The organism is Kamptonema formosum PCC 10802 (genome assembly GCF_000332335.1).
GTDB lineage: Bacteria > Cyanobacteriota > Cyanobacteriia > Cyanobacteriales > Oscillatoriaceae > Oscillatoria.
Window position 1 is genome coordinate 2430096 of the sequence record NZ_KB235948.1, and the last position, 25056, is coordinate 2455151.

Consider the following 25056-nt stretch of genomic DNA (forward strand, 5'->3'; position numbering starts at 1 on the left):
AGGTTCGCAGTTGGGCTTTAGCCCAAAATTCGCAGTTGGGCTTTAGCCCAAAGGTTCGTAGTTGGGCTTTAGCCCAAAGGTTCGTAGTTGGGCTTTAGCCCAAAGGTTCGTAGTTGGGCTTTAGCCCAAAGGTTCGTAGTTGGGCTTTAGCCCAAAGGTTCGCAGTTGGGCTTTAGCCCAAAGGTTCGCAGTTCGGCTTTAGCCCAAAGGTTCGCAGTTGGGCTTTAGCCCAAAGGTTCGCAGTTCGGCTTTAGCCCAATCAGCGGACCTCGTAAGAGCGCATAATTTGCATTGGTGCCGGTGTGCGCAGCAAGAGAAGCGACTGCCTCCTTAAGTCCCAACTTGGGATATATAAGACTTTTGCCTGGGGCTGAAAAGGCTTTCAGCTGTTAGGCTAATAATGCTGCTTTTGCCTTAACCGGAGGCAGAGCCTCCAGAACTGCGTTCCCAGGCTCTGCCTGGGAAGGATATAGCAAATTGGTATGAGTCCTTATCTCACAAGAGTGTGAGGACTTCAGCCCCACGCTACTTCAATCTAATATCTTTCAGCAGAAACGGCATCGCCGCCCCAGTCACCAAGCTGGATACCAGCACCGGCAGCCACAGGGCCAACTCGGCTTTTGCCAGTCCCACCAGCAACAGCGCTCCAACCGTTACGCCAATAGCCGTTTGGCGAACGAAATATCCCGGATTGCGAAGCAGCTTCCCTTTCAGCAATAACTTAGTAGAAAACCATCCTACCTCTAACACAGCTCTCCCTCCTATACAAATCTCAGAACAGCTAATCCTATTAGCACTGCTGGAATCACTCCGACTGGGCCAAACAGTCCGCCAATCATAGCGGCTAGCTGATAGCCTAAATCTTTCCCGGCTAAGACAGTGCCTCCAATCGCGCCGCCAGCTACAGATAGCGCCGCAGCAACAGCCAGCCACACCAATCCTGTAAATAGGGTGATGTCTCCTGCCGCAAGGCTTGTGAGAAAGTCCTGAACAGTAGGGTCCCTCAAAATGTCTGTCATTGGATATTTTTCTCCGCTTTGTAAGCTCTTAAGTCCGCGAAGGCGGACTTCGTTTGTATAGCCGCGAATTCCATTCGCCAGGAGCTTAAGCAGGACTTGCGCAGCGACCTTAATTGTGTGGTGGGGGACGCGCTTCCCGCGCCCCACTCTACAGATAGAAGCTTTGCGTAAGTCCTGTTAAGGAAACTAGCATTCATTGACATCAGCCATTTCCGCCTCAATCTCTTGCAAAGCTGACTCCACCACCTGCGCTTGTTCCCCCAGCCCATACCGGCAGAAGATTTCCCGCGCTTCAAGATAGCAAGCGCGCGCCAGGGAGAGATTCTGCGCATTCCCGGCTGCCGGCTTTTCCGGGTCGTCCGGCAAATTGCGCCAGACATTAGCTTTATTACAAATTGTGGTGGCGTACTCCACCGGCGTATCTCTGGGATTGCGCACCTTCAGTGCCTCGCCGTAGGCGGCGAGCGCCCGCAAGTTATTTTCTACCGGATGCGAACTCGGTAAATATTGCAGCGCGTTCCCCAGATTGTTCTGTAGCATCGCATACTCCCTGGGGTGTTCAGCCAGCGCAATATGCTGCAGCGCTTCCTCAAATGACTGCACCGCCAGCGCCTGACGCAGGTATTCCCCCTCCGAGGACACCGGCATTGAAAGGTAAGCGACCGCTATATTATTGTGCAAAACCGCATATTCCTGGGGGTGCGCCTGCCAGGTGAACACCCGCAGCGCCCTTTGATACGCCTGGATGCTGTCGCCGGTACGCGCCAGATTGAAAGGCACCAGAGACTGTAGCACCAGCCCCAAATTCATCTGCGCTTCTGCCACCTCTTCTGGAGAGGCGAACTCTTGCAAAATAGGAAGTGCCGCCTCATAAGCCTCCCTGGCTTGAACCAGCAACTGGGCCCCCTCGCTGGGAATCGCCCGCAGCGCGGTTCCCATTCCCGCTGTGGCTCGCGCCCGCAGCAGGGGATATTCCTCGCCGCACAGGGCGAGCGCCCGCTGGTAGAGGAAAATCGCATCCTGGAGTTCCTCGGCGCTTTTTGGCTTTTTCTGAAACCCCAGCGCCATCTCTAGCAGCATCTCGATTTTTTCCACAGCCGTTGCTGATTCCGACTCAATCGCCGCCAGCGCTGCTCTCACAGCTGCACCTGTAATCCTGGGCGTCACTGCAGCCCTCCTAGTGGTTTTTACCTATTTTTTCCTAACACTTGCCGCCTCTCCTTTAACTATCAAACACTATCAGAGCCTCAATCACTCCCCCTTCTTTGCAAATTTTTACATAGATTCCCAGCTCTATATATTTCTGTATATCTTGCTACACAATTGCTGACTTTAACAATTTTTAAGTTGCTAAAGTGCCCAGCGATACAGACTTGTTTAATCGCCTCTTTACTCGGCGCAAAATTCTCAGCTATCTACAGGTCGGTCTTAATATTATTTAAAGAATTAGATCGCACTCCCTCAAGCTTTAATTTTTATGAAGGGGATGAATCCGCCATCAAAACATGCCGCATCATAGTAAAAATAGCTTTACGCGCATCAGGTGGCGGCACAAGCGAGGGCCACCTGAGTCAGGCTTTGGAAAAATTAAAAAGACAGGTAACGTATGGCAAATGTACTGTGGCTGCAAGGTGGTGCCTGTTCCGGCAACACCATGTCATTCTTAAACGCGGAAGAACCCAGCGTCTGCGATCTGATAACAGATTTTGGGATTAACCTGCTCTGGCACCCCTCCCTGGGGCGTGAGCTGGGCGACGACTTGCAGCAATTGCTTCGCGACTGCATTTCCGGCGCGATTCCCCTGGACATCCTCGTCTTTGAAGGTAGCGTCGTCAGCGCCCCCAACGGCACCGGCGAGTGGAACCGTTTCGCCAACCGGCCCATGAAAGACTGGCTCGCAGAGCTTGCCGGCGTCGCCAGCTTTGTGGTCGCAGTGGGAGATTGCGCCACTTGGGGCGGCATTCCCGCAATGGCACCCAACCCCAGCGAATCTGTTGGGTTGCAGTTCCTCAAGCGCCAAGAAGGCGGCTTCCTGGGGAAAGATTTCCGGGCCAAATCCGGGCTGCCGGCGATCAACATCCCAGGCTGCCCTGCCCATCCCGACTGGATTACCCAAATCTTAGTGGCCATCGCCACAGGGCGGATTGGCGACATCACCCTCGACGAGCTCCACCGCCCGCAAACCTTCTTCCGCAGCTTCACCCAAACCGGCTGCACCCGCAACGTCCACTTCGCCTACAAAGCATCAACCGCCGAATTTGGCCAGCGCAAAGGTTGCCTGTTCTACGATTTGGGCTGTCGCGGTCCGATGACCCATTCTTCGTGCAACCGGATTTTGTGGAACCGCGTCTCCTCCAAAACCCGCGCCGGCATGCCGTGTTTGGGCTGCACAGAACCGGAATTTCCTTTCCACGATCTCAAACCGGGAACCGTTTTCAAAACCCAAACCGTTATGGGCGTTCCCAAGGAATTGCCGGCTGGAATCAACAAGAAAGACTATGCCTTGCTCACCATTGTAGCAAAGGACGCCACACCGGCATGGGCAGAAGAAGACATCTTTACCGTTTAGCAGTTCGCCTGCCGGCACAGGTTATTGCGCGGACTCCCTGAAAACCAGTTACCGCCAAGGAGAGAAAAATGGCAATTAAAACAATAGACATTTCCCCAGTGGGGCGAGTGGAAGGCGACTTAGACGTGCGAGTGGATATTGAAGACGGGCGCGTCGTCAATGCCTGGACGCAAGCAGAACTGTTCCGGGGCTTTGAAGTTATCTTGCGGGGCAAAGACTCCCAAGCCGGCTTAATTGTCACCCCCCGCGTCTGCGGCATTTGCGGCGGCTCCCACCTCACCTGCGCCTCTTGGGCTCTCGATACAGCCTGGGGCACAGAAGTGCCGCGCAATGCAATTCTGGCGCGGAATCTCGGGCAGCTAGCCGAAACCATCCAGAGTATTCCCCGCTATTTCTATGGCTTGTTTGCCATAGATTTAACTAATAAGAAGTACCGGCACAGCCCTTTTTATGAAGAAGCTTGCCGGCGGTTTGCCGCCTTCACCGGCAAGTCTTATGAAATCGGCGTGACTATTTCGGGCAAGCCGGTAGAAATTTACGCCCTGCTGGGCGGACAGTGGCCCCATTCTAGCTACATGGTGCCCGGTGGGGTGATGTGCGCCCCCACCTTAACTGATATTACCCGCGCCTGGTCGATTTTGGAATATTTCCGCACCAACTGGCTGGAGCCGGTGTGGCTGGGCTGTTCCTTAGAGCGCTATGAAGAAATCCAGAGTTACGATGACTTCATGGCGTGGCTGGAGTCAAACCCCAATCACGCCAATTCTGACCTGGGGTTCTACTGGCGCATGGGTTTAGATATCGGCCTGCACAAATACGGTGCCGGCACGGGGAAATATGTAACCTGGGGGTATTTGCCCCACGAGGACAAGTACCAGAAGCCGACTTTGGGAGGGCGGAATGCGGCGGTGATTATGAAGAGTGGGGTCTATGACAGCTTCACCAACACTCACACCTTGATGGATCACAGCTTTGCCCGCGAAAATACATCCCACTCCTGGTATGATGAAGGTGCGGCGGACGTTCACCCCCTCGATCGCACCACAACTCCCACTTACAACAATGTGAAAGACTTCGCGAAAGCCTATTCTTGGGCAAGTGCAGTGCGCCACCAAGATTTCGGGCGTGTGGAAGTGGGCCCACTCGCCCGCCAGCTGGTTGCCGGTGGCAAACATGGTGAATCCTGGCAGGTGACCGACGGCTTTATTCTCGATGTCTTCAAGCGGATGGGCGGCGCGAGCATCCACCTGCGCCAGCTCGCAAGAGTTCACGAAATCGTGAAACTGTACCGGCAGGCAGAGCGCTGCTTGCGGGAGTTCCGGCTGAATGATGTGTGGTACATCAAGCCGGTAGAAAAAGACGGTCGCGGCTGGGGGGCAACAGAAGCGGCGCGGGGGGCGCTGTGTCACTGGGTGGAAATTGAGGGGGGAAAAATTAAGAATTACCAGATAGTCGCTCCCACGACGTGGAATGTAGGCCCGCGTGACGGTGAGGGGGTGCCGGGACCGATTGAAGAGGCATTGTTGGGAACGCCGGTTGCCGATCCGAACGATCCGATAGAGGTGGGTCATGTGGCCCGCTCGTTTGATTCCTGTCTGGTTTGCACGGTTCACGCTCACGATGCCAAAACCGGCCAGGAACTCGCCCGTTTCCGCACCGCTTAGAAGATGGAAGAGGGAAGAAGAAATAAGGAAGAATGCCCCATGCCCATCGTTACCCCCTCTCACTCCCCCTCCCCGAAAAGCGGGGAGGGGGTTGGGGGGTGGGGTTCCAACGCCCCATGCCCCATCGCCCTATCGCCCACTGCCCTATGCTGACGATAATTGGTTGCGGCAATCTCAACCGCAGTGATGATGCTGCCGGCGCAGTCATTGCCCAGCGCCTGCAGCAATTTTTGATGGAGAGTCCCTGTGCCGGTGTCAGGGTTTATGACTGCGGCACAGCGGGGATGGAGGTGATGTTCCAGGCGCGCGGCAGCACCAAGCTGGTGATTGTTGATGCCAGCAACACCAGCTCGCCAGCCGGTGCGGTGTTCAAGGTGCCCGGTTCCGAACTGGAAGCGCTGCCACAACCGAGTTACACTCTCCACGATTTTCGCTGGGATCACGCCCTAGCAGCCGGTCGCCAAATCTTCAAGGATGATTTTCCCCAAGATGTTACCGTTTATCTGATTGAGGCGGAGACTCTTGATTTTGGGTTTGAGCTCAGCCCCGCTGTCCAGCGAGCCGCCGGCATGGTTTTTCAGGAATTAATCTCGCTGATTGCGTCGGTTTCGGGATGGGAATGAACCGCCCCCGTGAAGGGACGCCAAGAGCAGGATTTAATCCTGGATTCTTGACGCAAAGCAGTAGGAACGGTATAATGAGATAGGTCAGTCGCGAAAAAATAGCGTTAGCGAACCGTGCCGACTGATCGAGTTGAAAATAGTGCTTGATTTCTTATCCGCCTTTGAGACTTCCGACACGGTTGCCAAGCGAAACAGGAAATTGAGCTTAAAGCAGCTGTCATCGGCGCTGAGCGTGAAAGCGCTCTGAGTTTAAGTAGGTGCGAAAACACCGACCTCAAACTAAGCGAAATAGTGCTTTCGGGATCTTCCTGAAAGCTTTGCGGGATACCGCCTCTATCACTTTTATCGGTGATAGTGCTATCGTTGCTTTGTCCTGGGTTATCCGGGGTAATGGCGCGTAAATGTATCAGGAATGTTAACCCAAGCTCGCACCTCAGGAGGCTCTGACTTGAAAATAGTCTTGTAGGGGCTTGCGCCCCCGTGCTCGCCCCGCCCAGGGGACAATTTTCATTGGTGGCGGTGTGCGCAGTTCCGAAGTGACTGCCTCCTAAGCGGCGTTCCCAGCTTGAGCTGGGAACGAGAAAAAACGAGAAAAAACGAGAAAAATAGTGTTTTGGGTGCGTGCGATCGGCCACGCACCCTATTTTTTGGAGTCAGCGACAGCGGGGGCGCTCACACCGGCAAAAGCTCGACGCGGATGTCTGCCGGCTTGGCATAGTAAGGAGCTGTTAGCACCAGCCCATCTGCGCCGGTGGCCGCATACTGGGCGATATTGGATTCACTGATGCCACCGGCAGCCAGGGTGAGGATCGCTGGGTGAATCGACTTGAGAGCGGGAATGATTTTTAGCAGCTCGGGCGCGTCTATTTTGTCAAATTGAATACCGTCCACACCGGCTTCAGCTAGCTGAACCGCTTGTGAGGTCTCTTTGAGTTCGACAATCACCTTTTTTTCTTTAACTTTGCGCTTCAAAGCCGGCAGCTGCTGGAGAAACCCTTCAATGCCGCCGGTAAAGTTCAGGTGCTGGTCAAATATCAGGACTGTTTCTGAAAGTCCCAGCCGGTGGGGGTAGGCTCCGCCGGCCAAAATCGCTTTCACCGCCACGGGTTTAGTCCCCGGTACGGACTTGCGAGTGGTGTAGAGCATGACCTCAGGGCTGGCGGCTTGAGCGAGCCGCACTAGCTGGTTCGTTTTGGTGGCCACTCCGCAGGCATATTCCAGCAGGTTCTGCGCCGCCTTCCAGGCGAGGTGCAAGGCACCGGCATTTCCTTGGGCGCAGAGAAAAGTCACAGCCGGCTCGAGCTTGGAGCCGGTGGGGAGCGCCAGCGTCACCTGAGCACCGGCTCGCTGGAGGATGCCGGCGGCTTCCTCCGTGCAGCAAAGCACAGTATCGGCGCAGGTGGCGAAGGAGATCCGCCCTTTCGCCCCCCCTATTCCCAGGGCGTGGGTGGTCAAGTCAAAGTAGGGAACGTCTTCCCGAATAAGCTGTTCGAGCAACTGCTCTGAGATCGATATCATGTTTTTCCCGCCTTTTTAGCCGAAAATCGCCTAACGCTTGCATAAAAGCTTACTCCTCTGCTGAGGAAAGCGCCTAGCGGCTGCTCTCTCGCACTCGCTTTTTTTGCCTTTCGCACGAACCGCCGCTCCCTCTCCCTTCACAAAGCGCAAAAAACTTTAACCCATTGCTCCCTCAATCGCTCAAGATTTTTTCATGAAGAACTTTAAAAAAATATTAAGAATTGTTTTACTGTTCGGTATGAACAGTTTTCGGAAAAAATTTATGAAATTTTATAGTTAGATAAATAAATAACTGAGTGAGAGGACTCCGAAAATTGAGCCATCGGGCTCAATGGAAGGAAGCTGCGTCGTCTTATGGCTTATATAATTCCTGATGATTGCGTGGGGTGCGATGCTTGCAAGCCTAAGTGTCCCACTGGTGCGATTAAACGCGAGAAGAATCAATATCGGATTGAGGCCAGCCTTTGCAACAGTTGCAATGGGCACTACCCGGAACCGCAGTGTGTGGTGGCTTGCCCATTCAGCTACCCTGTTCCTTTGCGGGCAAAGAAAGGGAGGCACAAAGTTGATGCGAGAACTGCCACCAGCCCGGATCTATTTTCTAACGGGAAAAATACTCCCTTCGCCACCGCTATAGTGATCTGGGAAGCCTGCAACCTGCTGGCACAGCGACAGTCACTTCCCTGGAGAGCGGACGCTTCCGGAAAGCGCTTTTACCAGAGACAAGTCAACCAAGGTCGGGGAACCATCACCCTGTCTTTTGCAGGCCATCTCGCTCCAGAACAGGCCCGCCCCCGAGCCGGTGCTCTGGCGCTTTCCGCAATTGAGGCGATTGACATCAGGGCGGCTTGCCTGCACTTGATTTACGCAGCCCACGCCACGGCTTTGGAGAAGCCTTGGGAGCAGGAGTTTGTCATCGACGACCGGCAAATCGAGAAATATTTGGGGCTGGACAAGCGCAAAGACCTCAGCAAAGCAGCCAAACTGACCCTGATCAAAGAAATTGCCCAGCAACCTTGCGCGATCGGAACTTCTATCAAGTGGCCCCAGCAGGGCCAAGTTAAGGGATTCTCAATTGAAGAAAGCCCCTTGTGGCAGATGGTGGAAATTCAGCACTACTTCCAGGAAGACACGGTGGGGTGCAAACATCTGACCGGCCTCACCTTTAAAGTCAGGGCTGGCCGGTGGGCGCAATATTTCTTAAACAAGCAAGCGTGCAAACAGCGAACCGCTTTCTACCAGTACGGCACCCTGCCCAAATCCCTTTTAACTGCGGTGATGAGCGTCTGGCAGCAACATGAGGGAGCGGCTAGAATGATGCTGTGGCTGCTATTTAAAGCTAAAATGGGAAAAGAGCAGCGGATCACCGTGCCCACCTTAATGCGCGTCGCCTACGGTGAGGAGAAAGTCACCCACGCATGTTACCACCGGGAGGAGCGCAAGCGCATGCTGCGCACCTTTGAAAGCGATCTGGAAGCTCTCAGCCATTACGGGCTCAAACCCGTATTCGATCCCGTCACCTACCTGCCAGAGATCCAGCCTCTGTGGGCAAAGCTAGGCGATATTCCAGACGATGCAGAGGAAGCGCTCGATTTCTGGATTAATGATGGGGGCAGCGACAGCAGGCTGACGGACTCTGGCCCGCGCGGCAAGTGGAACCTGTTGATGAACGCCCGCATTTTGTGGTTTGAGCTCCCCCCGGAGTGGGAGCTGGCAATTCCTGAATTTGCCAAAAAGAAGCAGCGATCTGCTATTGTAAGAGGGGCCAAGTCAAGGACCGTGCCGGCGCTCTCCGGCGATCAGGTGATAGAGGCCAGAAAAAGTCGGGGCATCAGTCAGAGAGACTTGGCGCAGATGACCGGGAAAAGCCAAAGCTGGATTCGGGATATCGAAAATGGCCGCTTTCAAGCTAAGTTGGAAGACCAGCAGGTGTTGCGGAAAGTGCTGGGTCTGGCTTGAGGCGCAGCCCCGCTCGGAAAACATCTCCGAATGATTCCACATCATGTCATGGACTCTTCCCCAAGTGAGGGGTTAGATCTAGCCTGACCTTTTACAAAACTTTGCCGCAGTTAGAAAGAGACATCCAGGGTGTGTGTCATATCATGTCCGGTCGCACCGCTGTTGTGCGGAGGGGGTAGGGGCGGGTTTGTTCATATTCGGCTCGCTCGCCAGAAATCTCTTGGCAGAACCCGCCCCTACAAGCTTACGCCAACCCATGCAAGCGGACATGATATCAGAAGCCGGGAGATAAACATCACAGGAGCGAAATTAGATGGAAGCTAAGGCAATTGATAATCGGGCGCAAAAATACCCTAGAGGTAGAGGAATCAAAAAAAATGGGGCAAAGCTGGATGAGAACTTAAGAGAAATTCACCTGGCAGCTTGCGGTCTAGCCATTCCTAACGAGCTGGATATTAATGAAACCTTGCGGCAGACAATCAAAGAACTGTCAGACATAAAATTTGCGCTGGATCGCTCGGCCATCGTAGCCATCACCGACGAAAAAGGGACGATCGCTTATGTGAATGACAAATTTTGTGATATCTCCAAATATAGCCGAGAGGAACTGATTGGCAAAACTCACCGGCTCATTAACTCCTCTTATCACTCCAAAGATTTTTTCAAGCACTTTTGGGCTACCCTAAAAGCCGGCAAAGTTTGGAAAGGCGAAATCAAGAATAAAGCCAAAGACGGAACCTATTACTGGGTCGATACTACCGTAGTTCCGTTTTTGAAGGAAAACGGGAAACCTTACCAATATCTATCTATCCGGTTTGACATTACCGACCGCAAGAACACAGAAGAAGCGCTGCAGCAATCGGAATTCCGGGCGAGGCTGCAAGCTCAGCAGCTGGAACTGGCGCTGCAGGAGCTCAAACGGACTCAAACCCAACTGATTCAGAGTGAAAAAATATCCAGTTTGGGGCAACTGGTTGCCGGGATAGCTCATGAAGTGAATAACCCTTTATCCTTTATTTCTAGCAATTTATATTACGCCAATCAATACATCGCTGACCTGCTGAACCACCTGCAACTCTACCAGAGGCGCTTTCCCAATCCAGGGTATGAAATTCAAGACAGTGCGGGGCAAATTGAGCTGGATTTTTTGACGGAAGACCTGCCGAAATTGCTGTCTTCCATGCTGGTGGGAACTGAACGCCTCCGGGAGATAATGCTCTCCTTGCGCAACTTTTCGCGGATGGAGGGGACAGAGGCAAAACCCGTGAATATTCATGAGGGGATAGACAGCACTCTGATGATTTTACAGCACCGCCTCAAAAAGCAACCGGAACGCCCAGCCATTGAGGTTATCAAAGAATACGGGGATTTGCCGCTTGTGGAGTGCTATTCCGGGCAAATGAACCAAGTATTTATGAATATTATTGCCAATGCCATTGACGCTCTTGATGAGTGCAGCTGCAGCCGGTCCTATGCCGAGATGGAGCGCACCCCTAACACTATCCGGATTTCTACTGAAGTGGTCAGTGGCGACCGAGTGGCGGTGCGGATTGCCGACACCGGCCCGGGCATACCAGAGACAGTCCTGCCTCGGATGTTTGAATCTTTTTTTACCACTAAACCTGCCGGTAAAGGTACGGGTTTGGGACTGCCGATCAGCTATCAAATCGTGACTGAAAACCACAAAGGCCAGCTCCAGTGCGCTACAGCGCCCGGAAAAGGAACGGAGTTCTTGATTGAAATTCCCCTCTGCCAAAAGCAACCTCTAAAACAGGGAGTTTCTTTGGCCCAGCCTTTCTGATTTTGGTTTTTAGATGCCCGGATTTTGGATTAAAACCCCGGGCAAGGGGGTTTCGTCGGGCAGAAAAACAAGCGGTTTGCATATGAGTGAGGCGTGGCTTCGCCTCACTCATGTGGGAGCGGCTATATTTTCACCGGCTCCCCTCACCGCTGAATTAAAAAAGCGTCAGAATGTACAGCAGCGAAAACAGGATAATCCAGATGATATCTACAAAGTGCCAGTAGATTTCTGCCATGGCGATGCCGGTGTGCTTGGTGTGGGAATAGTGACCGGGCCGGCGCGAGCGCCACAGCACCCCCAAAATCAGCAGCAGCCCCACAAAAACGTGCAAACCGTGGAAGCCGGTCATCAAATAGAAACAGTTAGAAAACACATTCTCGGTCAAGCCATATCCCAGAGTCTTGTACTCATAAGCTTGGCCGGCCAAGAAAATCGCACCCATGAGCGCCGTCACGGCATACCAGAGCCGCATCCCCGACACATCATTCTTTTTAATCGCCGTATCGCCAAAATGAATGACGAAACTGCTGGAAACCAGAATGACGGTGTTAATTGCCGGCACCAATAGCTCTACTTCTGTGCCTTCTGGCGGCCAAACCTCCGCAGCCCCCCGCAAAATTAAATAGGTGGCAAAAAATCCCGCAAACATCAGGGATTCAGAAATCAGGAACGTCAGCAGCCCGAAAACCCGCAAATCCGGATGCTCTTCGTGATGTTCGCCTCCCGCCGCCTCGGGCGCTGCCGGTGCGGGAACAGAGGAGTCGAGAACGAGCTCAGATGCCTCAATTGAACCTTGCATAGTCCTCCAATATCTATCAAATTTCAGATGCCGGTTGCAAGCTGTTAGGCGTTTAATCTGCTTGGTGAATCTAGGGGGCAGAGCCTACCTAACTGCGTTTACAAGCAGTCTTGATGAGCTGCGCGCTTAATGAAAATTAGGCGCAAAAAAAAGGTGCCGGCGGTAGGGCTAAAGCCCTACTGCAACCCTTTTTAAGTCAGCCGCCCCGGAACGAGGGGAACGCCGGCAAAAATTACTTCACATTATTTCACAGAAACAGGGGATTCTTTCTCCGGCGCGGAAAGTTTCCCTTGGGGATTGTGACCGTTCATGCCATACTCGTAAGGGCCATGAGTCACAACCGGCAGCACTGCCCAGTTTTCGATGGCCGGTGGGGAGCTGGTTGTCCATTCCAGAGTTAAAGCTTGCCAGGGATTGTCACCGGCAGCCGGTCCGCGCATCCAGCTCAACATCATATTAAAGGCAAACGGGATCACAGACAGTCCCAGGAGAAAAGCGCCGAAGGTGCAAATCTGGTTGAGGGCAGTAAATTGCGGGTCATACATTGCCACCCGGCGGGGCATTCCCTGCAACCCCAGTTCGTGCATGGGCAAGAATGTGAGATTGGTGCCAATGAAGGTGAGGACAAAGTGAACGCGCCCCCAAAATTCGCTGTACATCCGCCCCGTAATCTTGGGGAACCAGTGGTACATGCCGGCGTAAATCCCAAACACCGAGCCGCCAAATAGGACGTAGTGGAAGTGCGCGACGACATAGTAAGTGTCGTGAACGTGCACGTCAAATGGGGCAGTGCCCAGGGTAATGCCGCTCAGTCCGCCCATCACAAACATCGCCAGCAACCCAACAGCAAAAAGCATGGCACTGGTCAGCCGGATTTTGCCGCCCCAAAGGGTGGCCACCCATCCGAAAATCTTGACGCCGGTGGGAACAGCGACAATCAGGGTGGAGATGGTGAAAAACATCCGCATCCAGGGAGGAGTGCCGCTGGTAAACATGTGGTGCACCCAGACGAACAAGCCCACAACGCAGATAGCCAGACTGGAATAAGCAATCGCTTTGTAGCCAAAAATCGGCTTGCGGGCGTGAACTGGAATCACCTCGGACATAATGCCGAAAATCGGCAGGATCATCAGGTAAACTGCCGGGTGCGAGTAGAACCAGAACAAGTGCTGGTAAATGATCACATTGCCACCGGCATCCGGTTTGTAGAACGAGGTGCCAAAATTGATGTCAAACAGCAGCAGCACTAGCCCAGCAGCCAGCACCGGCGTTGAGACGAGCGCCAGCACCGAGGTCGCCAAAATCGCCCAGCAGAACAGGGGGAGCTGGTCCCACTTCATGCTGGGGACTTTCATTTTGAGAATCGTGACGATAAAGTTCACTGAACCCAAAATGGAAGAGGTTCCCACAAAGACGATGCTGAGAATCCACATCGACTGCGCGGTGTTCGCTGTAATCAAGCTCAAGGGCGGGTAGGCTGTCCAGCCGGTTTGCGATCCTCCGAAGAAGAAACTGCCCAGCAGCAGCGCCCCTGCCGGTGGGTTCAGCCAAAAGGCAATCGCGTTGAGCTTGGGAAATGCCATGTCTCTTGCGCCCACCATCAGCGGCACCAGAAAGTTGCCAAACCCGCCAATCGCACTCGGCACAATCCACAGGAAAATCATGATTGTCCCGTGGTTGGTCATAAATGCGTTGTAAAGATTCGGGTCGAGCAAGTCTGCGTCTGGCGTCGCCAGTTCGGCACGCATAGCTATGGCCATCAACCCGCCTATTAAATAGAATACAAAGGCGGTGACGAGATATTGAATGCCGATGACTTTGTGGTCAACGTTGAAGGTGAAGTAGTCGTACCACTTCCACGCCTTCGGATGGGCGCTGTGGGAAACCCCCTTCGGTTCGGGTGGGGTGCTGACTGGAATTTGTGCTTGTGCCATAAGTTATTTTCGTGAAAATTGCCTGAGCTTAGCGAGCAGGGTGGAGCTGAGCTAGGGTTTCTGAAGTAATCCCCAGATTGGCGGCGTGGGGCGCGAGAAAGTCTGATGCCGGTAAATCCGCGGGATTGCTGGCAACGGCACTGTTCAGGTTTTGCTGCTGAGCGATGAGATTTTCTGCCAGCCAGCTCTCGTACTCTTCTGGTGTGTGGACAACCACCTGCGTTCTCATCGCGCCGTGGTAGCCGCCGCACAGTTCAGCGCAAACTACGGGGTAAGTGCCGGTTTTGGTGGCGACGAACCGCAGTTCGGTTGGCATTCCGGGAATCGCATCTTGCTTGAGGCGGAACTGCGGCACCCAGAAGGCGTGGATAACATCAACAGCGGAGAGGTTGAGCTGCACGTCGGAGCCCACTGGAACGTGGAGTTCACCCGAGGTGACGCCGCTGTCTGGATAGCTAAAAATCCAGGCAAACTGCATGCCGGTAACGTTGACTGTTAGGTCTGCCGGTTTGGCTTCCTGTGCGGGAGCCGCTCCAATGCCGTATTTGTTTGTCTCGGCGGGCGCAAGCTCGCTTGGCTCCATCCCCTCTGAGTCCGCAATCGCCGGAGCGGCGAGTGCGCTCCCCCGCATGCTGGCCATGTGCGATGGGGAGTGGCTGTGAGCCATCATGTGGGAGCCCGCTACCTCAAAACCTCCCATGTCTCTGAACACTTCCACACTGTAGATTCCCAGCCCGATGACAATAATCGCTGGGATCGCCGTCCAGAAGATTTCTAAGGAGAAGTTGCCTTCTATTGGCACGCCGTCTGTATCATCCCCTTTGCGCCGGCGAAATTTTATCACAAAAATCAGGATGGCTCCCTCCACCACCAAAAACAGGGCGGTGCCAATGGTGACCATGACGTTGAAAAAGCCGTCTACGAGAGGCGCTTGTGCCGATGCCTGCTCTGGCAGCAGGTGGTGGTTCTGACCCACCCAGAAGCTGATCATTGTTACTAAGACGCCAGCAACCAGGGTTAATAGTGAAACTGGAACTTTTTCCTTTTCCATGCCTTATCTCTTTGGGAACGGCTGCGACGCCTGAGGAGTCGCTTCCTTGAATGTTTTTTGCTGAATATAGCAGTTTTTACGCGCTTGGAGTGCGGTTCGTCACCGTTGCGGGCTTGCGTTGCGTCCCGCGAGCGCTTTCGCCTTGCGCGTCCTTCCCCCCAATGGCCAGTCTCCTTGCCGGTAGCTGCCCTCCCAGGGGGCATCACGTCTTCCCCCTCTGTCCCCCCCTTTTTTAGGGGGGCTAGGGGGCTAGGGGGCTAGGGCAGCTAGGGCAGCTAGGGCGGCTAGGGCGGCTAGGGCGGCTAGGGGGGGAAGGGGGGGATCAATATCTTTACCTCACTCAGTTGTAATCTGCTATACCAGGTCACTGCTAGCCCTACTTCTTTCTTAAGGTAGATCCAAGTCAAGCTTTAAGTTGTTACGCTTGATCAATTTTATAAAATTATTACTTTTTTAGGAGGGTGCGACAAAATTTAATATTCATTTAATATTTTCTCCGGCCTCACCGGCACCGAAAAGCTCGCATCAGCCTTGACAAAACTTAAAAAATGTGCATTTCCTCTCCCCCTTGCTTTCCAGTACAGCAGATGCACCGGAAAGCTCTGCGATCTCCTCGCTGAATATATTCTATAGGCGCTGGGCACAAGCGTGCGAGCCTGCGAGCGTGATTCAGCTGAGGGGCGAGCGCTTATCAAAACACTATCCGATCAGTGACACCAGGTGAAGCTACTCCCTGTGTCAGGGGCTGTCACCTCCCTACCTGCTTTGGGCATTCTGTATTTATAATAACCTGGGAAGCCGGTCAAGGATTAAAAATCGAGGGGAAGAAACCGGGTTTCTGTTCCCCCAGACAAAAGAAACCCAGTTTCTCAGCTTTGTTGACCGGCGCGAGCGTCTCCTGTCAACTTTATTTGCTGCAACCCCACCCATGAAACTGCATCCTTACCTGTTCTGGATAGCCGGCTCACTTGGCATTTGCAGTCTGGCTGCTGTCAGTCCGGCCTTCGCGCAGCCCATTGCTGGCGATGGCACCCTGTCCACGGCAGTAACATCCCCAGACGGTCTGAATTATAGCATCACCGGCGGCTCAGTGGCGGGAGCTAATCTTTTTCACAGCTTCGGCCAGTTCTCTGTGCCGGCGGGGGGATCAGCTTCTTTCAACACCCCTGCCAATATTGAGAATATTATTGGCCGGGTCACAGGGGGGTCAGCCTCCAACATTGACGGGTCGATCCGCGCGGCGGGAAGCGCTAACCTGTTTTTGATTAATCCCAGTGGCATTATTTTTGGCCCCAAGGCTCAACTCAATATCGGCGGTTCCTTTGTCGCTTCCACTGCCGGTGCGGTGACGTTTGCCGGCGGGACACAGTTCAGTGCCAACCCTGCAGGTGCCCCTCCCTTGCTGACCGTTAGCGTGCCGGTGGGATTGCAGTATAGCACAGCAGCAGCAGGAATTAGCCTGCGGGGGTCAAATCTAGCAGTCTCTCCGGGTAAAACACTGGCGCTAATCGGCGGAGATGTGACACTTTCAGGTGGGAGTTTGAGGGCACCGGCAGGACGAATTGAACTCGGAAGTGTTGCCGGCTCTGGTTTGGTTAGCCTCAATTCAACCCCGCCGGGTGGGTGGGCTTTAGGATATGAAGGGGTGCAAAACTTTCAGGACATCCAGCTAAACCAGGGATTTTCTGCCGATACCAGCGGCACCGGCGGCGGCGAGATTCAAGTGCGAGCGAGAGCGTTTCAACTCAGCGAAGGAGCGCGGATTGTGGGTTTGACTCTGGGAGATTCGCCGGGAGGGACTTTAGCCATAAACGCTACCGAGTCAGTGGAACTCATTGGCACAGGAAACTATGCCGAGGACATCCTCCGCTTTTTGACTGTTACCGTTACGCCGGCCAACCTGCCGGTCGGGTTATTTACCCTGAGTTTTGGTTCGGGCGCAGCGGGAAACGTGACGGTTAACACGCCAAAGTTCGTCGCCCGCAATGGGGCATTTGTGGCTACTTCTACAGTGGGGCAGGGGTCAGGAGGAAATCTGACTGTCAGCGCCTCTGACACCGTAGACCTGACGGCTTCTGCTCTAATAACCGGCACCGGCAGTGCTGGAAATGCCGGCAACTTGACGATTGACACGGGGGCATTTATCGCGCGAGATAACGCCGCCGTGGGAACGGCTAGTGTCAGGTTAGGTCGGGCGGGAGAGATTGCCGTCAGCGCCACAAATTCGGTGCAGTTGGTCGGCAGCAATCCGATTCCGGTGCCGACAACTGAGGGCTTATTCACCGGCTTTTTCAGCGTGACGCCAGCGGGAACAGGCGGAAATATCTCTGTAACAACTGGGCGGTTAGTCGTGAGCGGCGGTGCTGGAATCGCCGCTGGCAGTCGTACCGGAACGGGCGGGAATATAACGGTGACGGCAACAGATGCAGTGGAAATCATCGGAAAATCGCCCAACGGTTTGCACTCCAGCGCCATCACTGCTAATATCCTGGCGGTGGCGGAGCGGGGGGGAAATTTCAGCCTGCGAACGAGCCGGTTGATTCTCCGGGATGGGGGGACAATCGCTGTCCGCAGTCAAGGCACAGGAAATGCCGGCAGCATAGATATCGCCGCTGACTCTATCCGTCTGGAGAATCGGGGAACCATCGCCGCAACTTCAAGCGTATCGGGGGAGGGGGGGAATATTCAGCTCTCCGCGCAATCTTTGCTGCTGCGAAACAGTACAATTTCCGCAGAAGCCGGCACTGCAAGCGGTGTGGGAAATGGCGGCAACCTGACCGCCGAAACCGGCACCTTGGTTGCTCTGGAAGGCAGCCAAATTAGCGCCAATGCCTTTCAGGGAAACGGGGGGAATATCGACATCACGACCAAAGGTATTTTTCTTTCTGCGGACAGTGCCATTACGGCCAGCTCCCAGTTGGGAATTAGCGGTCAGGTGAAGATTAACACACCCGATAGTGACCCCACCAAAGGATTGGTTGTCTTGCCAATCGAGGGAGTTAATGTCGAAGGACTGGTTACTACCGGCTGTTCGGCAGGGGGGCCGGCGGCGTCGAGCCAATTTATCGTTACCGGTCGGGGTGGACTGCCTCCCAATCCTGAAGGGACACTCAGCAATGAGCCGGTGCTGGCAGACTTGAGGACAGTGCCGGTGGGAAGCGAGAGCAATTTACCGGATGCCGGTTTTTCCACCCCCCTAACTCAGTCCCCTCCCGCTCCGATAGTGGAAGCCAGTGGCTGGACAGTCAATTCTGAAGGTAAGATTATGCTGACGGCTTCTGCGCCTAATGTTACACCCAAAAACCCTTGGTTGACCGCACCTCACTGTCAGAGACACTAAGATCGGGTTGGGTTGAATATCTGTAATCTCTTGTTCGTAGTTGGGCTGAAGCCCAAAGTTCGTAGTTGGGCTGAAGCCCAAAGTTCGTAGTTGGGCTGAAGCCCAAAGTTCGTAGTTGGGCTGAAGCCCAATCTGCGTGCCTCGTAAGAGCGCATAATTTTCATTCAGGCTGGGAACGCTACTCTGGAGGATCTGCCTCCTTTCGACCGCAAGCATATTAAAAGCCTGAGAGCTTAGAAAGGTGCGTAACGCGCTTCGCATTACGCTACAATATAAAGGGCAAATTTTTCAATTTAATCAAGTTTACTGAGCCAAAGTGCTGTTAAAAAACCTTATGAATGGTTCGCATTTGATACAAGCCTGTCGCCGAGTGCTGGCATTCGCACTTTGGGTTTTATTCGGGCTGATTTCAAGCCTGTCCCTTCCGGGCTGGGCAGTTCTACCGGCTGTGACACAAGCTCGGGAAGTCATTTCTACGGTTCAGAGTTTGCCGGCTGTCGCACAGCAGGAGCGAGAGGGTAGAAAATTTTACGAAACAGGAGAGTTTTCCGAAGCAGTAAAAGTCTGGCAAGAAGTAGCCCAGACCTATCAAGACCGAGGGGATGCGCTAAACCGAGCGAGAGTGTTGAACAATCTCTCGTTTGCTTATCAGCAGCTCGGACAGTGGGAGCGAGCGAAAGAGGCGCTCGCCGAAAGCTTGAAACTGTTGCAAGCAGCACAGATAAGTAATTCTAAAGAGCAATTGAACATCCTCGCTCAAGCCTTAAATAGCCAAGGCAGCCTGCAATTAGCGCTGGGACAGCCAGAACAAGCTCTTGCAACTTGGCAGCAGGCTGAGGTAAAATATACAGGAGCCGGTGACGAGCTTGGCGCTATTCGCAGCCAAATCAACCAGAGCCTAGCTCTAAAAGCATTAGGGCTTTACCGGCGAGCGCTAGCGACCTTAACCCAAGTGCGCAGATCCCTTGATAAGCAGCCAGACTCTTTGCTCAAAGCAGCCGGATTGGATAGCCTTGGCAGCACCCTGCGCCTGATTGGGGATTTAGAACAATCCCAGCAAGTGTTGCAGCAAAGTTTAATTATAGCTAAAAAACTGAAATCTGCGCCAGAAATTGCAGCTGCACTATTCAGTTTAGGCGACACTGCCCGCAGCCGGCAGGACGCCAAAGCCGCGCTAGAATTATACCAGCAAGCTGGGAAAATTTCTCCCGCTCAAATAACAAAGATAAAAGCAAAATTGAATCAACTCAGCTTATTGGTAGAAACTGAGCAATGGTCAGGCGCTCAGGCAATGTGGCCGCAAATTGAGCCGCAGATTGCCAATCTGCCCCCCAGTCGGGCAGCGATTTACGCTCAAATTAACTTGGCGCACAGTCTGACCCAACTGAAACAGAATACTGCCGCAAATATCCCTACTTGGCCAGCAATTGCCCAGCTAGTAGCGAACAGCGCCCAACAGGCAAAAAGCCTGGGAGACCGGCGATCATACGCCCTAGCGCTTGGCATTCTCGGTGGGGTGTACGAACAAACCAAGCAGTGGTCGAGCGCTCGCGAACTGACTGAGGAAGCGCTACTTTTATCTCAAGGGATTAACGCTCCGGACATTGCCTATCGCTGGCACTGGCAATTAGGGCGACTCCTGAAAGTTCAGGGAGATATTAAGGGAGCGATTGCGGCGTACACCCAGGCGGTGAGCGCCCTCCAGTCTTTGCGCAGCGATTTAGTTGCTATCAATCCAGACATTCAGTTTTCGTTTCGGGAAAGTGTCGAGCCGGTGTACCGGCAACTTGTCAGCCTGCTCTTGCAACCGGGCGATATAGAACCCAGCCAGCAAAACCTGCTCCTAGCCCGCAACGTCATTGAATCTTTGCAATTAGCGGAGCTGGACAACTTCTTCCGAGAAGCCTGCTTGGATACGAAACCGGCGCAGATCGATAGAGTCGATCCGCAAACCGCTGTCATCTATCCAATTATTTTGCCAGATCGCTTAGAAGTGATTCTCAGCTTGCCGCAAAAACCCCTGCGCCACTACGCAACTTTCCTGTCCGACAGCGAAGTTGAGAGCGTCGCAGAGAAGTTTCGACAAGCCTTAGTCATTCGCAGCAAACGCGAGTATGCGCCCTTTGCCCAGCAAGTGTATGACTGGCTGATCCGTCCGGCTGAAACAGACTTAGCAAACAGTGGCGTCAAGACATTGGTGTTTGTGCTGGATGGCTCCTTGCGGAATATCCCTATGGCAGCCCTGAACGACGGCAAGCAGTATCTCATTGAAAAGTATAGCATCGCTCTGACACCAGGACTGCAGCTGCTAGACCCCAAACAGTTGCAGCGAGGAAAGATCCGGGTACTCGGTGCGGGGCTCACTCAAGCGCGGCAGGGATTTCCTCCCCTCGAGAACGTGGCGCGGGAATTAAAAGAAATCAAGTCTGAAGTGCCCAGTGTTGTTTTGCTCGATCGGGACTTTACCCGCCAAAATCTGCAAGGTAAAATTAAATCAGCGGATTTCGATATCGTTCACATTGCCACCCACGGCAAGTTCAGCTCCAAAGCCGCAGAGACATTCATTCTGGCTTGGGATGACCGGCTCAGCATCAATCAGCTGGATAGCTTGCTCGAATCGAGCGAGGAAAACAGGCAGCAGCCGGTGGAATTGCTCGTTTTCAGCGCCTGTGAGACGGCAGCGGGGGATAAGCGAGCTGCTCTGGGAATTGCGGGAATGGCGGTGCGGGCTGGAGCTCGCAGCACCGTAGCAACGCTGTGGGCTGTCAATGATGCTGCTACTGTTGAGCTGATGAGTCAGTTCTATAAGGAGTTAACGAGCACCAAAGAAACTAAAGCAGAAGTGCTCCGTCGCGCCCAACTATCTCTTTTGCGGAATCCGCTGTACAAACATCCAATTTTCTGGGCACCTTACATCTTAGTGGGGAATTGGCTGTAGCCCTCTCTAGCGGTTTCCCGAAAACTAACCAGAATAAGAGCCGTTTTTGCTTGATTAGGAGGCAGAGCCTCCTCCTGGCATTCCCAGCCTGAGGCTGGGAACGAGAAAACGAGAAAAGAAGAAGAAAGCCCCCTCCCCGTTCACGGGGAGGGGGTTGGGGGTGGGGTTTCCGAGGCAGCAAATAGTTTTGCCCGGAAACGAGGAATTGGGGATCATTTGGCGTCAGAGTGGATTCTGACTGCCGGCTCATTTGAACTGGAATATTCGAGCAGGGGTTCTACTGCAATTGTGTCTAAGCCAACAGACTGCAATAGCTTTATCCACCGCTCGGCTATCGCTGAATCATCAGGGCGCTCGCGGCGCAGCTGAGCCAGCGTTACAAGTGCGTCGTGCCAAAGAGCCGCTGAGACATACAGGGCAGCACGCTCATCTGGCGGTGCCTTTTCTAACTTTGCAGCGAGAGCGGGATTAGGCTCAACTCGCTGAATCCAGCCGTCTACAGACACATCTTCAGCCCGGTTTTTTGGATCGCAAAGGATCGAAAAGTACCACTGGTAATTCTTGCCAATTTCTAAGGGCGGCAATTCGCCCGCCGGCAGGCTGAGACTAATAATTCCTGACGCGCCAGTCACCGTTAAGGTTTTTTCATAAACCTGGCTGTCCTTCTCGTCTCGCAGCACAAACTCCACCGTTTTTGGGGTAGGGCTTTCGGGAACATAGAAAAAGAACGTTGGATAGGCAGCTGCAGTTAAGCCGAGATTATTTTGTGGAATCAAGGCAGTGAGCTGCTTCTCAGTAGCGGGACAGGTTCCCCGCGTTCCGCCTCCGACTCGCCGGCCAGGCAAGCCCTCTCTTGATGACTCATCTTTTTCTGCCAGCCCCCGCTGTGGGAACCCCCACGATAAAGCCAGCAAAGATGCCAGACAGACAGCTGTGAGCGCTTTGGTTCTCATAATTTTGCCCAACATAGGGATCTCCAATTGCTTGAATTAGGTTTATCTTCCATTCATTTGTAGTGAGGGCTTCAGTCCTCCGCCCTCTCTGGTTTTAGCGCCGCGCCTTATACCAAGTTGGAATAGATATAGCGGTTCTCAGTTGGATAAACTATGGCCCAGAAACCCGGTTTCTTTAAGAAACCGGGTTTCTCAGTACCGAAACGCTATAGGATTTTTTTCTGAGCTGAAAAGGCTGCAGCCTTTTTCAATCCCCAATCCAAAATCCAAAATCCAAAATTGGTATGGCTGGACACCTAGCTACAGGTTCTTCACCTCCTGGGGTTCTGCGGCGAGTAATGCTGATGCCGCCGAGCTATCCACCGGCTTAGAGAAAAAATAGCCCTGTCCGTATTCGCAGTTCAGCGCCTGCAGCTGTGCGAGTTGCGCGGCAGTTTCCACCCCCTCGGCAATCACATCCATACCCAAGTTGTGACTGAGCATTATGATGGTCTGAACGATCGCCGCATCGTCGCTGGTATCCCCCATGCGGCTGACGAAAGAGCGGTCTACCTTCAAGGTATCCACAGGAAAGCGGTGCAGATAGCTCAAGGAGGAATATCCAGTCCCAAAATCGTCAATGCTCAATCGCAACTTTAAGGCTTTCAGGCGCAAAAGCAGGGCAATTGCGGACTCCACATCAGTCATAGCGACACTTTCTGTTATTTCTAGCTTCAAATTGCGACCATCGGCACCCGCTGTTTTCAGGGTCTGTTCAATTTGCTCCACCAAATCCGGTTGGGAAAACTGCAGGGGGGAAAGGTTGACGCTTATTGTCAGCTGTGCGGCTGTGGCAAATTGCGCTTGCCAGACACGCAACTGGCGACAGGCTTCTTGGAAGATCCACTGACCCAGGGGAACAATCAGCCCCGTTTCTTCCGCTAGGGGAATAAACTCTGCCGGTGAGACTAATCCGTGCTGGGGGTGCTGCCAGCGCACCAGGGCTTCAAAACCGGCAATCCTGCCGGTTTTTAGCGACACAATCGGCTGGTAGTGCAGCCGGAACTCCTGCATTTCCAGCGCCTGGCGCAGGTCTGTCTCTAACTGCAAACGCCTGACGAGTTGCAGGTGCATCCCCGTCGCGAAAACCTCATATCGCGCTTGGCCTAGGGTTTTAGCCCGATACATGGCTGTGTGGGCGTCCCGCAGCAAATCCTCTGGCTTGTACTGGCGCTCGGCTTGGTTGAGGGCAATGCCAATGTGAAAACTTGTGAATATCTCTTGCCCGTTTAATCTGAACGGTAATCTCATTTCTTTTTGCAGCCGGTCAGCCACGCCGGTCGCCTCACTGACATCGCTAATATCTTCCAGCAAGATGGCAAACTCGTCTCCCGCCACCCGGGCAATTGTGTCCGTGCTGCGCAGACATACTTTTAACCTGTACGCCACATTTACTAGCAGTTTATCCGCTGTTCTGTGCCCCATGCTGTCAATGACAGTCTGAAAGCGCTCCAGATCCAAAAACAGTACAGCAATCAGAGCGTTTTTCCGCTGTTTTGTGCGGGCGAGCGCCCCAGAGAGGCGCTGCAAAAACTGCTCCCGGTTTGGCAGCCCTGTTAAGGTATCGTGAAAAGCGTTGTAGAGTAACTTATAAGCCAAAATACTCCCGCCGGCGGTCACCAGTGCCAGTGCTGGCGGGATCAGCGGTATCCAGCCGGCTTGTGTGAAAATACCAAAGCAAATTCCAAACAAACCGCCCAGCGCCACTGTCCCAGCCAGCCCGAGAGACAGCGGATGCTGGATGCGCCATGCCAGCAATCCCCCGACCCCAGCCCAGGCCCATATCCAAACCGCTTCCCCCCACTTTGGCCAAAACCAAAACAGCGGTCGCTCATCGAGGACTGTACTGAGAATTTGGCTCGTGAGTTGGGCGTGAATTTCCACTCCCGGCAGCATCCCAGCGTTTTCTTGAAAAGCAGCACTGTAGGGGGTAAAAAAGCCATCTTTAAGGCTGGGGGCTGTAGTGCCAATTAGCACCACTTTATCTTTTACCCAAGCTGGGTCGATCTCTCCTTTTAAAACTTGTGCCAGCGTAACCTGCCGCGCTACATGCCGGGGCGAGCGATAAGAAATCAATACCTGATAGCCGGCGGCATCAAGATTTTGATACCCGCCGGAATTGGCATTTAAAGGTATAAATTCTGCCGGCCCCAGCAGGAGGCGGTCGGGTTTAATCTTGAGGGAGATGCCCCGCTTTTCTAAATAATGAAGGCTCAAGCGTAAGGAAAACGAATAAAATTTTTGCTTCCCCAAGAAGGCATACATGAAATTGCGGCGCAGAACTCCATCGGGGTCGAGGACTAAATCATTGAAACCGATGCGCTCTTCCGGTAAAGTGTGAAATGCCGGCACGGCTTCAGTCTCTGAATCGCTAAGTTTAGAGATCGCCATCAGATTGGGAGCCATAAGTTGCTTCAGCAGCGCCTCATGGCCGGGGGGGTGCGGGATATTGCGATATAAATCTAAACCAATAACTTCAGGCTGGTACTGTTGCAGTTTTTCTAATAATTCGGCCAGAGTCTTGTCAGTTAGGGGCCATTGGTTCTGCGCTTGGATATCTGATTCTGCGATCCCCACAACTAACAGGCGGGGATCGGGCCCGGCATCCGGCTGTAACTGCACCATTCGGTCGAAGGCCACCAGCTCCAGAAACTGCAAACCTCCAAGCTGTCTGGCTCCTAGCACCAATCCCGTCACGAGTGCGCTGGCAATCACAACCGATTGCCCCAAGCTCAGCGCTGCAACCGGCCTGTTTCTCCTGGGGATACAGCGGTTAACTGCAGACTGCAGGGAACCCAACGTTCTGTGACAGCAGAGTTTTTGCTCCCACCCACAGAGAAATTCCCAAT

General features: G+C 53.5%; 16 protein-coding genes and 1 pseudogene. 8 read left to right on the forward strand and 9 right to left on the reverse strand.

The window, feature by feature from the left end; all coding sequences use genetic code 11:
- Positions 1-525 precede the first annotated feature (525 nt).
- The 3 genes from OSC10802_RS0110315 to OSC10802_RS0110330 all read right to left on the reverse strand — a co-directional run bounded on the left by OSC10802_RS0110315 (position 526) and on the right by OSC10802_RS0110330 (position 2186).
- Entirely contained in the window at positions 526-750 is a 225-nt protein-coding gene (locus OSC10802_RS0110315) for a hypothetical protein (protein ID WP_026098358.1), read from the reverse strand.
- 11 nt (positions 751-761) lie between these two features.
- Positions 762-1019: an asr0689 family protein gene (locus OSC10802_RS0110320; RefSeq protein WP_017716710.1), complete on the reverse strand. Its 258-nt coding sequence runs from the start codon at positions 1017-1019 to the stop codon at positions 762-764.
- A gap of 186 nt (positions 1020-1205) precedes the next feature.
- A complete protein-coding gene (locus tag OSC10802_RS0110330; RefSeq protein WP_017716712.1) occupies positions 1206-2186 on the reverse strand; it encodes a tetratricopeptide repeat protein in 981 nt (326 codons plus the stop codon).
- A 439-nt stretch (positions 2187-2625) separates the two neighbouring features.
- Between OSC10802_RS0110330 and OSC10802_RS0110335 the strand changes: the two genes are divergently transcribed.
- From OSC10802_RS0110335 to OSC10802_RS56410, 4 genes and pseudogenes are all read left to right on the forward strand, one after another.
- The gene (locus OSC10802_RS0110335) at positions 2626-3588 is read left to right on the forward strand and encodes a hydrogenase small subunit (RefSeq protein ID WP_017716713.1); all 963 of its coding nucleotides are present in this window, start codon (positions 2626-2628) and stop codon (positions 3586-3588) included.
- Positions 3589-3656: 68 nt separating this feature from the next.
- On the forward strand, positions 3657-5252 hold the full coding sequence (locus tag OSC10802_RS0110340) for a nickel-dependent hydrogenase large subunit (protein WP_017716714.1): 1596 nt from the start codon (positions 3657-3659) through the stop codon (positions 5250-5252).
- A 146-nt stretch (positions 5253-5398) separates the two neighbouring features.
- The gene (locus OSC10802_RS0110345) at positions 5399-5875 is read left to right on the forward strand and encodes a hydrogenase maturation protease (protein ID WP_017716715.1); all 477 of its coding nucleotides are present in this window, start codon (positions 5399-5401) and stop codon (positions 5873-5875) included.
- Positions 5876-6162: 287 nt separating this feature from the next.
- Positions 6163-6276 (forward strand): annotated as a pseudogene (locus tag OSC10802_RS56410) (RNA-guided endonuclease TnpB family protein); the annotation flags it as partial.
- Between the two features lie 271 nt (positions 6277-6547).
- Here the strand turns inward: OSC10802_RS56410 and modD are convergent.
- On the reverse strand, positions 6548-7393 hold the full coding sequence (gene modD, locus OSC10802_RS0110350; protein ID WP_017716716.1) for a ModD protein: 846 nt from the start codon (positions 7391-7393) through the stop codon (positions 6548-6550).
- Between the two features lie 354 nt (positions 7394-7747).
- On the opposite strand from modD, the gene OSC10802_RS0110355 reads away from it, so the two are divergent.
- Positions 7748-9352, forward strand: a complete 1605-nt coding sequence (locus OSC10802_RS0110355; protein WP_017716717.1) for a helix-turn-helix domain-containing protein — start codon at positions 7748-7750, stop codon at positions 9350-9352.
- A 313-nt stretch (positions 9353-9665) separates the two neighbouring features.
- The gene (locus tag OSC10802_RS0110360) at positions 9666-11153 is read left to right on the forward strand and encodes a PAS domain-containing sensor histidine kinase (RefSeq protein WP_017716718.1); all 1488 of its coding nucleotides are present in this window, start codon (positions 9666-9668) and stop codon (positions 11151-11153) included.
- Positions 11154-11307: 154 nt separating this feature from the next.
- On the opposite strand, the gene OSC10802_RS0110365 is transcribed toward OSC10802_RS0110360, so the two are convergent.
- From OSC10802_RS0110365 to OSC10802_RS0110375, 3 genes are all read right to left on the reverse strand, one after another.
- Positions 11308-11952, reverse strand: a complete 645-nt coding sequence (locus OSC10802_RS0110365) for a cytochrome c oxidase subunit 3 (RefSeq protein ID WP_017716719.1) — start codon at positions 11950-11952, stop codon at positions 11308-11310.
- A gap of 242 nt (positions 11953-12194) precedes the next feature.
- Positions 12195-13886, reverse strand: a complete 1692-nt coding sequence (ctaD, locus tag OSC10802_RS0110370) for a cytochrome c oxidase subunit I (protein ID WP_017716720.1) — start codon at positions 13884-13886, stop codon at positions 12195-12197.
- Positions 13887-13914: 28 nt separating this feature from the next.
- Positions 13915-14937 (reverse strand): cytochrome c oxidase subunit II, encoded by a 1023-nt coding sequence (locus OSC10802_RS0110375; RefSeq protein WP_017716721.1) that lies wholly within the window; start codon positions 14935-14937, stop codon positions 13915-13917.
- A 928-nt stretch (positions 14938-15865) separates the two neighbouring features.
- On the opposite strand from OSC10802_RS0110375, the gene OSC10802_RS0110380 reads away from it, so the two are divergent.
- Both OSC10802_RS0110380 and OSC10802_RS0110385 read left to right on the forward strand, forming a co-directional pair.
- Positions 15866-18277 (forward strand): two-partner secretion domain-containing protein, encoded by a 2412-nt coding sequence (locus tag OSC10802_RS0110380; RefSeq protein WP_017716722.1) that lies wholly within the window; start codon positions 15866-15868, stop codon positions 18275-18277.
- Between the two features lie 448 nt (positions 18278-18725).
- A complete protein-coding gene (locus OSC10802_RS0110385; RefSeq protein ID WP_232731660.1) occupies positions 18726-21215 on the forward strand; it encodes a CHAT domain-containing protein in 2490 nt (829 codons plus the stop codon).
- A 212-nt stretch (positions 21216-21427) separates the two neighbouring features.
- On the opposite strand, the gene OSC10802_RS0110390 is transcribed toward OSC10802_RS0110385, so the two are convergent.
- Positions 21428-22183 (reverse strand): DUF928 domain-containing protein, encoded by a 756-nt coding sequence (locus OSC10802_RS0110390; RefSeq protein WP_017716724.1) that lies wholly within the window; start codon positions 22181-22183, stop codon positions 21428-21430.
- A 285-nt stretch (positions 22184-22468) separates the two neighbouring features.
- On the reverse strand, positions 22469-24922 hold the full coding sequence (locus OSC10802_RS0110400) for an EAL domain-containing protein (RefSeq protein ID WP_232731661.1): 2454 nt from the start codon (positions 24920-24922) through the stop codon (positions 22469-22471).
- Positions 24923-25056: the final 134 nt, after the last annotated feature.